General features: G+C 72.5%; 11 protein-coding genes. 6 read left to right on the top strand and 5 right to left on the bottom strand.

Going from position 1 to position 10,137, the window contains the following annotated elements; genetic code table 11:
* Nucleotides 1-863 (bottom strand): LysR substrate-binding domain-containing protein (locus tag G3I42_RS04705; RefSeq protein ID WP_164282631.1); only part of this gene is annotated, 863 nt, incomplete at its 3' end.
* An 86-nt stretch (nucleotides 864-949) separates the two neighbouring features.
* Here G3I42_RS04705 and G3I42_RS04700 point away from each other — a divergent pair.
* Together G3I42_RS04700 and G3I42_RS04695 are read left to right on the top strand one after the other, a co-directional pair.
* The gene (locus G3I42_RS04700) at nucleotides 950-2,614 is read left to right on the top strand and encodes a penicillin-binding transpeptidase domain-containing protein (RefSeq protein WP_164282628.1); all 1,665 of its coding nucleotides are present in this window, start codon (nucleotides 950-952) and stop codon (nucleotides 2,612-2,614) included.
* 128 nt (nucleotides 2,615-2,742) lie between these two features.
* Nucleotides 2,743-3,741 (top strand): hypothetical protein, encoded by a 999-nt coding sequence (locus G3I42_RS04695; RefSeq protein ID WP_164282626.1) that lies wholly within the window; start codon nucleotides 2,743-2,745, stop codon nucleotides 3,739-3,741.
* On the opposite strand, the gene G3I42_RS04690 is transcribed toward G3I42_RS04695, so the two are convergent.
* Entirely contained in the window at nucleotides 3,738-4,118 is a 381-nt protein-coding gene (locus G3I42_RS04690; protein ID WP_164282624.1) for a nuclear transport factor 2 family protein, read from the bottom strand. The genes G3I42_RS04695 and G3I42_RS04690 overlap by 4 nt on opposite strands.
* A gap of 133 nt (nucleotides 4,119-4,251) precedes the next feature.
* Here G3I42_RS04690 and G3I42_RS04685 point away from each other — a divergent pair, with 133 nt between their 5' ends.
* Nucleotides 4,252-5,106: a MerR family transcriptional regulator gene (locus G3I42_RS04685; RefSeq protein WP_164282623.1), complete on the top strand. Its 855-nt coding sequence runs from the start codon at nucleotides 4,252-4,254 to the stop codon at nucleotides 5,104-5,106.
* 997 nt (nucleotides 5,107-6,103) lie between these two features.
* Here the strand turns inward: G3I42_RS04685 and G3I42_RS04680 are convergent.
* Entirely contained in the window at nucleotides 6,104-6,295 is a 192-nt protein-coding gene (locus tag G3I42_RS04680) for a DUF397 domain-containing protein (protein WP_164282621.1), read from the bottom strand.
* Entirely contained in the window at nucleotides 6,292-7,164 is an 873-nt protein-coding gene (locus G3I42_RS04675; protein ID WP_164282619.1) for a helix-turn-helix transcriptional regulator, read from the bottom strand. Before G3I42_RS04675 ends, G3I42_RS04680 begins: the two co-directional genes overlap by 4 nt.
* Nucleotides 7,165-7,455: 291 nt before the next feature.
* On the opposite strand from G3I42_RS04675, the gene G3I42_RS36825 reads away from it, so the two are divergent.
* The 3 genes from G3I42_RS36825 to G3I42_RS04665 are packed head-to-tail and all read left to right on the top strand — an operon-like array spanning nucleotide 7,456 to nucleotide 9,227.
* Nucleotides 7,456-7,617, top strand: coding sequence for a hypothetical protein (locus tag G3I42_RS36825; RefSeq protein ID WP_203606364.1), 162 nt, complete (start codon nucleotides 7,456-7,458; stop codon nucleotides 7,615-7,617).
* Nucleotides 7,614-8,360, top strand: coding sequence for a formylmethionine deformylase (locus G3I42_RS04670; RefSeq protein ID WP_164282617.1), 747 nt, complete (start codon nucleotides 7,614-7,616; stop codon nucleotides 8,358-8,360). Before G3I42_RS36825 ends, G3I42_RS04670 begins: the two co-directional genes overlap by 4 nt.
* A gap of 51 nt (nucleotides 8,361-8,411) precedes the next feature.
* Nucleotides 8,412-9,227: a hypothetical protein gene (locus G3I42_RS04665; RefSeq protein WP_164282615.1), complete on the top strand. Its 816-nt coding sequence runs from the start codon at nucleotides 8,412-8,414 to the stop codon at nucleotides 9,225-9,227.
* A gap of 42 nt (nucleotides 9,228-9,269) precedes the next feature.
* Here the strand turns inward: G3I42_RS04665 and G3I42_RS04660 are convergent, their stop codons facing one another.
* Nucleotides 9,270-9,965 (bottom strand): ElyC/SanA/YdcF family protein, encoded by a 696-nt coding sequence (locus G3I42_RS04660; protein WP_164282632.1) that lies wholly within the window; start codon nucleotides 9,963-9,965, stop codon nucleotides 9,270-9,272.
* Nucleotides 9,966-10,137: the final 172 nt, after the last annotated feature.

Here is a 10,137-nt window from a genome sequence, read left to right as displayed (position 1 = left end):
ACCGCCTCGGCGAACGCCGTGACGGCCGCGTCCTCGCGACCGGCGGGCCAGGCCGCCGAGTGGCGGCGGGCCAGGGGCGCTCCTGCGAGCGGACGCCACACGAGGCCCGGCACGTCTCCCGCCTCGGCGCGCGGGACGAAGGCGACCGCCTGCCCGGAGAGGACGAGGCCCCGGACGAAGTTCTCGCCCCGGCCGTGCCGCACCGCGCGCGGGGTCCAGCCCTCGCGGGCGCAGGAGTTGAGGATTTCGTCGTAGAGCGCGGGCGCTCCCGCGCGCGGGAAGAGGACGAGTTCGCGCGCGCCGAGCGCCGCGAGCGGCACCGCCTCGGCCCCGGCCACGTCCGCCGACTCGGCCAGCAGCACGCCGAGTTCACGCCGGAGTACGGGGCCGAGCGCCAAGCCCTCGATGGCGCACGGGTGATGGACGAGGCCGACGTCCAGTTCCCGTGCCCGCAGCGCCGCGAGCTGTTCGGCGGTCGTCAACTCCCGTACCTCCAGCTCGACTCCGGTGTCCGCCCGGCGGAACCCTTCGAGGAGCGCCGCGACCGTCGGCCCCGCGAGGTCGGGCGGCAGCCCGGCCCGCAGCAGGCCGCTCCCGCCCTCGCGCACGCGCCGCGCGAGGGCCCGCAGCGTCTCGTGCCGGTCGAGGAGCGCGCGCGCCTCCGGCAGCAGGAGCTGACCGGGCCTCGTGAGCGCGACGCGGCGGCTCGTGCGCTCGAAGAGCCGTACCCCCAGCTCCTTCTCCAGCCGCTGCACGCGCTGCGAGAGCGGCGGCTGCGCCATGCCGAGCCGGCGCGCGGCCCGGCCGAAGTGTGACTCTTCGGCAACAGCCACGAAGCACTCCAGGTGCCGGATCAGGTCCACGAGCAGGAATGATACGTGAAGCCGTATGGATGAATGATCGATAGCGAACTTGGACAGAGTGGGTGCGGCGCTGGTCTGCTCGGCGCATGACCACCCACCACAGCACCCCCGGCCCGCCGCTCGCCCCCTGGGGCCCGCCGCAGGGCCCGCCGCGCCGCTCGCGCACCGCGCTCAGAGCGGTCCTCGCCGTTCTCCTCGTCCTCGCGCTGACGGCGCTGGGGCTGTACGTGGCGAAGGCGGGGCCCTTCGCGCGGGGGGACGGGGACGGGGCCGACCCGGCGGCGGCGGCGCAGGCGCGCGGCTTCCTCGCCGACTGGTCGCACGACCGCCTGGACGCGGCCGGTGCCCGTACGACGCACCCCGAGGAGGCGAGCCGCATCCTCGGCAGCTTCACCTCCGGCCTGGAGATCACGCGCCCGAACCTCACCGCCGGGGTCCCCCGCGAGGCGGAGGGCGGGGCGGTGGAGGTCCCCATCACGGCGAAGATGCCGGTCAAGGGTCTCGGCACGTGGACGTACACCTCACGGCTGACGCTGGAGAAGGCGAAGGGCGGCGACGGCGGGCGCTGGCTCGTCGACTGGAAGCTGGGCCTCGTCCACCCGCGCCTGAGCGACGCCGCCAAGTTCCGCCTCGACCGCGAGGACACGAGCGAGCCGAAGGTGCGGGACCGCCACGGCAAGGCCCTCACCTCCGCCGGCTTCCCCTCCCTCGCCCCCGTCCTCACGCAGCTCGGCAACGGCGGCCAGGGACCGCGCGGCGCGATCCGCCTCGTCGACCGCGCGAGCGGCGAAGTGCTGCGCACCGAGGCCCGGTTCGGTGCCAAGAAGGTGACGGACAAGCCCACGGGGACGACGCTCGACAGCACGTGGCAGGCCGCCGCCGAACACGCGCTCGCGGCCGAGCCCAAGGGCCGCAACACCTCGCTCGTCGCCCTCCGCGCCGACACCGGCGAGATCCTCGCCGTCGCCAACTCCCCCGCCGGCGGCTTCAACCGGGCCGTCTCCGGCACGTACGCGCCCGGCTCGACCTTCAAACTCGTCACGAGCAGCGCCCTGTTGATGAAGGGCGCCGTGCGCCCCGACACGGTCGTGGACTGTCCGAAGCACCTCGTCGTCGGCAAGGAGTTCCACAACGTCGAGACGTCGTCCTTCCCGGACGCGACCTTCCGCAAGGACTTCACCGAGTCCTGCAACACGGCCTTCATCAGCCTGCGCGACAAGCTCGCCCCGACCGCCCTCGGCGACGTCGCCCGCGAGTACTACGGCGTCGGCCAGGAGTGGCACATCGGCGTTCCGTCCTACGACGGATCGGTGCCCGCCCCGAAGGACGAGACCGAGAAGGCCGCCTCGATGATCGGCCAGGCCCGCATCCAGGCGAACCCCCTGATCATGGCCTCCGTCACGGCGACCGCCGCGACGGGCCGCTTCCACATGCCGCACCTCGTCCCCGACCCCGAGGACACGACGAAGACGACCCCGCTCCCCGCCCAGGTCAGCGGCGACCTGCGCACCCTGATGCGCGCCACGGTCACCGAGGGCACGGCCCGCATCCTCTCCGACCTCCCCGGCGAGATCGGCGGCAAGACCGGCACGGCGGAGGTCTCCGACGACGCCCCCAACAACGGCTGGATGGTCGCCCGCCGGGGCAACGTGGCAGTCGCGTGCGTGGTCGAGGGCGGCGTGACAGGCAGCGGCTCGGCGGGGCCGATCCTCCACGAGTTGCTGTCGCGGGTGGCGGGGGACGGCGAGTAGCGGGGGGGCGGGGGCGCCGGGCTCGGAGCGTGCGGGGCCGGGCCCGCACGCTCCGCGCGTCGGCCTCCCAGGTGCCCCGGTACGGTGTAACTCCCGCTCACCGCAGGGGCGTTCGCGAGGAGGCCCGTATGCCGACGCTGCTCTACTATCCCCTGGTCAGGCCACCGGCCGAGGTCCTGCACCAGGCGTTGCTGTACTGGGACGACCTCGCCTCCATCGTTCCCCAGGACCCGGCCGTCTCCGCGTACGCCCTCTCCGACGAGCTGAGGGAACTGGCGGACCTCGGCCTCTACCACCCCGTCACCCTGTCCGGTCGCTTCACCGAACCACTCGCCGAGTACCGGCACTTCGACATGCTCTGCGAGGATCTGGCGGCGCTCGCCGGGACGGCGCACGGACCGGCGAGCGAACCGATGGACGCGGCCCTGTTCGCGTCGAAGATCGGTGGCGCGCTGGAGCGGCGGATCGTCAGGCTCGGCCTGGGGCGCACGGTCGGCGCCTCCCCGCACGGGTCGCGGATGTACAGCCTGCGCGTGTCGCGCGAGGTGCTGCACCTGCTCGTCGGCGCGCTCGCGCATCGCGTCGCACAGACCGACCGGACCCGCTCGTACACGCCGTACACCGAACGCGAGTCGGCGCACGAGTCCGCCGTGCGCCCCGGCGGGCCCGGTGTCGGCGCGTGGCGCGTCGAGCTCGGTCGGCTGCTCCCGACTCCCGCGCCCGGTACTCCGACCTCCCAGGTACTCGCCTTCCGCGAGAGATACGCGGACGAGCGCGAGCGCCTGATCGGCGTGACGCAGACGCTGCTCAGCCGCCTGCGCCACGAGTGGGACCACCCGGCCGATGTGCTGCGCCGCCTCGAACCCGAGCTGAAGCAGGCCCGCGAGGACTACCACGCGGCGGCCCGCGCGAGCCGCACGGCATGGGTCTCGCGCTCCCTCTCGGCGACCGTCGCCGTCGCCGCGACAGCGGCGGGCGCGCTGCTCGCGCCGAGCTTGGACTGGCTCGCCTCGATCGCCGGGAGCATCGGATTCAACATCACGACGCGCGAGGTGCGCCCCGTACGGGAGCACGCGGAGCACCACCCGTTCAGCTACCTGCACCGCGTCGAGAAGGAGCTGAGCTAGACAGCGCTCCCGTACTCGCTCTCCTGGTTGAAGACGACCGCGAGCGACACGATCTTGCCTTCCCTGAGCGAGAAGTAGTTGCTCATGATCAGCTCGTCCGGGAGGCCCGAGCGGTCGAAGTCGCCGTCGTAGCGGCCCCGGACGATGACGTCCCCGTAGTGGTCCAGGACCTTTACGGGCTCGACGGTCACGTGCTCGGCGACCATCTCCGTCTCCACCCAGCGGCGGATCGCGGCGGCGCCCCGGATCTCGCGGCGGTTGTCGTTGACGTACGCGTCCGGGGCGAAAGTGGACACGATCGCGTCCACGTCGAAGGCGTTGACCGCGCGGAAATGTTCGGCGACGACGCCGCTCAGGGGGATCTCGGTGGTGGCCATGGGGACTGCTCCCGTTTCTCTTCCCGTCCCGGGCCTTCCGGGCTCGGCTCCACCGTGGGCGCTCCCCCTCGGGCAGACGCAAGCGCGCGCCGCTCCTGGTGTCTCCCCCTGGGGGAGGGTCCAGACTGGCCGTATGTCCGCACTGCTGTCGATCGGGGATTTCGCCCGCGCCACCCACCTGAGCGTGAAGGCGCTGCGCCACTACCAGGAACACGGCCTCCTGGAGCCCGCCCGGACCGACGCGGTCTCCGGGTACCGGCGGTACGACGTCGCCCAGATCCCCACCGCGCAGATCATCCACCGCTTCCGCGACCTGGACATGCCGCTCGCCGACATCCGCGAGATCCTGCGCACCCCCGACCCGGCCGCCCGCAACGCGCTCATCGCCCGGCACCTGCGCAGACTCGAAGACAAGCTCGTACGCACCCAGGACGCCGTCGCCTCACTCCGCGACCTCCTGGAGCACCCCGAGGCGTCCGCCCCGATCACCCACCGCCGCCTCCCCGCGCGCCGCGTCGCCGCCGTCACCGCCGACGACCTCGCCGTCGCCGACCTCGGCGCCTGGTACCACGGCGCGCTCGGCGAACTCTTCGCGACGCTCGGCAGCCAGGGCGTACCGCCCTCGGGCCCGGCGGGAGGCGTCTACGCGGAGTCCCTGTTCACCCTGGAACACGGCCGCGCCACGGTCTACGTGCCGACCGCCACCGAGCCGCGCCCCGCCGGACGGGTCCGCACGACCGAACTCCCCCCGGTGGAACTCGCGGTGATCACCCACGAGGGCCCGGAGGCGGGCATCGACCGCGCCTACGGCGCCCTCGCCACGTACGTGACCCGCCACGCCCTGGCGGTGGCGGGCCCGATCCACGAGTTCTACCCGGTCAGCTTCCACGACACCCCGGACCCGTCCCGCTGGCGCACGGAGATCGGCTGGCCGATCTTCGCCACCGCCCCGCCGGTTCCCGGCCCGCAACGGGAGGAGCAGCCGTAAAGCCTCGCTGTCGCAACGGGAGACCCGAGCCCCCAACCGGTTGGACGCTCCGCCCCGCCGACCAGGCCCAGCCGTCACGAGCCGGTGGCGTTGTCGCCAGGGCGGGACCGGCTTGCCGGCGGATACAGCAAGCGCGTGTACGTACCGGCCCCCTCCTCATCCACACCACACCTCCCGCGTAGGGCCGGTCGCATCGGATGGACACATGCGCTGTGCCTACGTCGGAGGCCGTCCGGCACCGCGTCGCTCACCTGGACCAGCAACGTCAAAACGAAGAAGCAGGCCGTGCCTCTTGCGCGTCGCCTTCTCCTGAGCTGGGCCGAGAATGCTCCTCCCCCAGCGGCCCGCCGCCCGGCTGCGCGCTCACCGCTCACAGGCCACGATTTCAGGAACGGCGTCGGCGCGAAGGCGCCCGAGGCCGCGGCGGCACCCGGGAGCGGCTTCGACAGCTCTGTGAGCTTCCGCCTGGACGCCGTTCTGGAGGCGACAGGCGGCAGGCCCCGGCCGTGGTCCGTACTGTGTGCGGCATCGCGAGCTGGCCCGTGCCGGCCGATTCTCGCCCCGCGCGGCGCCCGCGAGGGCGAGCCGCCGGTGGATGACGAGTGACCTGCGCGGACGGACCAGCGAAGCGCAGCGCCCCCGTGGCCCGGCTGGCGTCCGGTGAGTGACGCGACCCGCGAGTCACCGGCTCGCCTCCGCTCAAGCGCCGCTGACTTCGTCGGACGGCATGCCTCTCCGAGGTGAGTGAGCACTCACCCACCTCGGAGAGACGGAGGCGGAACGGCGGCACGACCGACACGTTCCCGCCCGTGCGGTGCTTCAGGAACGCCCGAACACCCCGATCAGCTCCACGAACGCGGCGCGCGAGACGACCACCACCGGGAGCTTGGAGGGAGCGGGAGCTGCGCGTTCAGTCATCGTGAATTCCCTTACGTTGCGGACGAGTCGGAATCGCTTCGGAGCTTCCCGCTCCGCACCCTCGCCACGCCGACCCGCGTCACCGGCCCAAGGCGCCCAGCAGATCAGTGAACGCCGCGCGCGAGACGAGCACGACAGGGCCGTTGGCCACCTTGGAGTCGCGGAGGGGGACGGAGGCGGGGTGGCCGTGGCCGACTTCGACGCAGTTGCCGCCGTCTGCGCTGTACGACGAGGTACGCCAGTGGACAGAGGACTTGTTGAAGTGGTTCATGGTGCGATTTCTCCTACGAGCTGAGCCATGATCTTCGGTGTCTCACCGGGCGGCAAGGCATTGGCAGCCATCGCGTCGAACATGCGGCTGAGACGTTCGACTTCCTTGGGCTTGTCCGTGACCGCCACCGTGAACCAGGCCGTGTCGACCACCACGGTCGTGGGGAGCCCGTGATGAAGGTTCATGATGTGGATGTCCTGGAAAGCCACATACCCCTGGGCGCCCCCTGGCATCACCTGAATCGTGACGTTTCCCCGTGCCGCCTGCGCCGCGATGTGTTCGTACTGCTGCCGCATCGCCTCCGGCTCGGCAGGACGATACCTGAGGGCCGGCTCGTACAGGATGATCCAGAGCCTGGCCGGGTCCACGTCGCGCATGAAGATCTCCTGGCGCTTCAAGCGAGTACTGACGCTGTACTCGATGTGCCCGGGAGGGTAGGCGTCCACGGGGTTGTGCATGGCATGCAACGCGCGTGCGTACGCCTCGGTTTGCAACAGCCCGGGGACGATGACCGGGTGGAAGCCCCTGATTTCTCGTGCCACTGCCTCCGCCCCCAGGAACCGGCCCATACCGGAGCGGAGCGAGGACTCCTGTCCCGTCCACCACTCCCTGCTGCTGCCCTCCCGTTGCAGGGAAAGGAGCCGCTCCACCTCCTCCTCGTCGGTGATCCCGTACCGCTCCAGCAGCTCCCGGAGGAAGCCCGCTTGGCGGAAGGAGCGGTAGCCCGACTCCACCCGCTGAAGCGTCGTCGTGTCGAAAGGCAGGCCGTCCACCGCCTGCGCAAGGGTCATGCCCGCCTTGTGACGAAGTGCTCTGAGTTCGTGGCCCAGCCCGATACGCCGGGCGGTTGGTTGCGGTCGAGCAGTCACGTGTCCCCGTTCCTGGCTTCCGGCGTGCGCCCCGAACGATCATGCGCCTGAGCCTCTGCGTTGCGGTCGCCCCGATCCACCATGCGCGCAGAGCTACGAGTCATGCGCACATCGTGGCATGTGCCACTTTGGCCCAGCCAGGGGAACTTCGGCAAGTTCCGTTGCGGCCAGCCCCTTTCAGCGGGAACCCTGGTACCGCAAAGACCCTGGCCACCGCGTTTTCCCCGGCCAGAGCTGCGCAGTTGTGCGATTTACGCCACCCTCGCCTCCACCCCACCAAGGTGCTCAGCTATGGCAATTTCCGTTACACCCCCGGACCCCTGCCCCCTCTGCCGCGCCCTCCGCGCGAAGGAGCATGCCGCGACCGCCCGGGGCAATCACTCGCTCGCCACCGACTGCCGCGTCCTCATCGCTCGGCACCCGCACACCGCCCGTACGGGAGCCGCCAAGTGATCCTCGTGCCCCGGCCGCCGCTCGCGCCCGCCTCGCTGCTCACGTTGCCCCGTTACGCGTACGCCGTGCGGGCGCGTGGGGGAGACGACTCCGGGGGGTGGGTTCTCGCCGAAGGAGTTGCCCGGGACCGGGAGGAGGGCGCTGCGTGGTTGCGGGCGGAGGCGTTGCGGCTCGCGGTGCGGATCGACCCGGGGCCGCGGTCGCGGTGGGGACGGCCCCCGCTCGTCCACGAGGTCCCGGAGGGCGCTCCGGACGCGCCGACCGCGCTCCGCGCCTTCGCCGAGGATCGTGAACGCCTCGACACCGTGAGGGACTTGCTCGCCTACGGGTTTCCTGTTGTGCTGCGGTTCCCGGACGTACGGGGTGCCTGGTACGAGCTGGCCGCCGACCCTCTGCCACCGGACTGCACGCCGGGGTTGCGGTCCATCGAGCCGCCGCCGTGCACGGCGGTCACCGAAGTTCCCGCACTCATCGCGGACTTGGCGCGTGCCTGTACGCCGTTGCCGGGGGCGGCGCCCGTGGGACGGATGCCCTGTGCGCTCACCGTGCACGAGTCGCCCGAACACGTCGGCGCGGTACGGGTGCTGGATCGGGGGGCCGGGGCCGTGTGGGCCTCCTTCACCGATCAACTACCACCCTGGCGTGTGCGGTTCATGCCGCCGTGCGCGCACCTCTGCCCGCTCTACCGCGATCATCCCGGCCGCTGCCGGCCCCCGCGCCGCGAAGTCATCCCCTGTGGTTGACTCGGCCTCCGTCGCCGTGGGTGACTCCGAGAGCAGAGAGGGTTTCTTCCGATGGCAGCGCAGCCCGCACGTCCCCGGAGAGGCGGTGCCGGGGCCACCTCGGACGCCGATGTCCCGCCGTACGCGCCCTCCCTCGTCAAAGCAGTGTTCAGGAGCGTCACTTCGCTGCACGTCTCCCGGTCGGCCGCATGGGCGGCGGGAGCGGTGACGCGGGCCGTGGTGGCGGGGATCGTCGACGGTGCGAAGCGGGCGGCGGCGGACGAGGGCCGGACGAAGCTGCTTCCCCGGGACCTCGTCTCGGCGATCGACCGGGACGTCACGCTGGAGGTGGGCTCGGAGTGGTACCTCTGGACCCCCACTTTCCACGGGCTCACGGGGACCGTGCGCGATGCCGACGGCACCGTCATCCCCCCTCGCAAGCAGCGGAGTTCGCGCACCCCGAGCGGCGTGCACGGCGCCCACAGGTTCGAGGCCGGGACCAAGAGGCTGCTGCGGAGCCGGGGGGCGAGGGCCGTCCCCGCGCTGGTCCGCGACCTGGACGGCATCGCGAGCGTGTTCCTGACCGACCTCGCCCGCAGCGCGGCCATGGTCGTCCGTGAGGGCGGGGTCACGCGTTTCGGCGCGGTCACCCTGGGGGCCCCGGCGGGCCCGCCCCCGTCCCTGAGCGCCGCCGACCGCGCCCTGACCACCCGCGACGGGGACCGGCGCACCATCGGCAGGAGCGACGTCCTGGCCGCCACCACGATGCGCCTGCTCCCCGGCGACCTCAGAGAACGCGCCCTCGGCGAGGCACGCGGAGCGGTCGGCGGGAGGCACGAGGCGGCTCCGGGAAAGCGCGAGGCGACCCGTCGCGCCGCCGCCGGATGAGCGACCGCGTCGCCCGCAACTCCCCTCAAACGTAAGGCGGTTCTACCCCCGTTCCCGCGCCACCGCCTCCTCCAGCGCCGGTTCGCGCGGGCCCAGCGTCGGCGTGCGGTGAATCAGCGCGTCCAGGGCCGCCTTCGGCGCCGCGAGGATTTCGCGCGTCGCACCGTAGTACCAGGTCACGTCGTGCGGGTCGCGGGCCGCGACGCCCTGCGCGTCGATGCCCGCCGCGCGGCACAGCGCCACCGCCCGGCGGATGTGGAAACCCTGGCTGACCAGCACCGCCTTGTCCACGCCGAAGACCCGGTGCGCCCGCACGCACGAGTCCCACGTGTCGAACCCCGCGTAATCCCGCACCACTTGACGCTTCGGGACACCCGCGTGCGCCAAGTAGGCGCGCATCGCGGTCGGTTCGTCGTACGACGTGCGGCTGTTGTCGCCCGTCACGAGCACCGCGGTCACCCGTCCCGCCGCGTACAGCCGCGCCGCCGCGTCGAGCCGGTGCGCCAGGTACGGCGACGGCTTCCCATCCCACAGCCCGGCGCCGAAGACCACCGCGACCGGGGCCCGGTCCACGTCCGCCTCGGCCCGTACGCCGTCGTCGCTCGCCACCCGTATCCACGCCGAGGGCAGCAGCGCGAGCACGCACAGTCCCACCACCGCCCACAGCGCCCGCCGCTGCCCGCGCCGCGTCCGCAGCCACCCCGGCACCCGTACCCACGCCGGTGTCCCCGCCCGCACCCGGGCCCGCCATTCCGCCACCGCCGCACCCCCCACCCGCACGACCTCACCGGCCGCCACGTGCAAGAACGCGCCGTGTCACCCGCGCGGTTCCCGCTCACCCGCGCGCATCGGCCACCGCCTCGCCCACCGGCCCGTACGCGGCCTCACCCGAGCCACCACGCACCGCCCC

Source organism: Streptomyces sp. SID11385, from assembly GCF_010548245.1.
Taxonomy (GTDB): domain Bacteria; phylum Actinomycetota; class Actinomycetes; order Streptomycetales; family Streptomycetaceae; genus Streptomyces.
This window is presented reverse-complemented; position numbering and strand designations above follow the sequence as displayed.

Coding starts and splice junctions, on each gene's coding strand:
- G3I42_RS04690 (WP_164282624.1), bottom strand. CDS start 4,118: ATGGCCACCACCGAGATCCCCCTGAGCGGCGTCGTCGCCGAACATTTC.
- G3I42_RS36825 (WP_203606364.1), top strand. CDS start 7,456: ATGGCAATTTCCGTTACACCCCCGGACCCCTGCCCCCTCTGCCGCGCC.
- G3I42_RS04665 (WP_164282615.1), top strand. CDS start 8,412: ATGGCAGCGCAGCCCGCACGTCCCCGGAGAGGCGGTGCCGGGGCCACC.
- G3I42_RS04695 (WP_164282626.1), top strand. CDS start 2,743: ATGCCGACGCTGCTCTACTATCCCCTGGTCAGGCCACCGGCCGAGGTC.
- G3I42_RS04680 (WP_164282621.1), bottom strand. CDS start 6,295: ATGAACCACTTCAACAAGTCCTCTGTCCACTGGCGTACCTCGTCGTAC.
- G3I42_RS04700 (WP_164282628.1), top strand. CDS start 950: ATGACCACCCACCACAGCACCCCCGGCCCGCCGCTCGCCCCCTGGGGC.
- G3I42_RS04685 (WP_164282623.1), top strand. CDS start 4,252: ATGTCCGCACTGCTGTCGATCGGGGATTTCGCCCGCGCCACCCACCTG.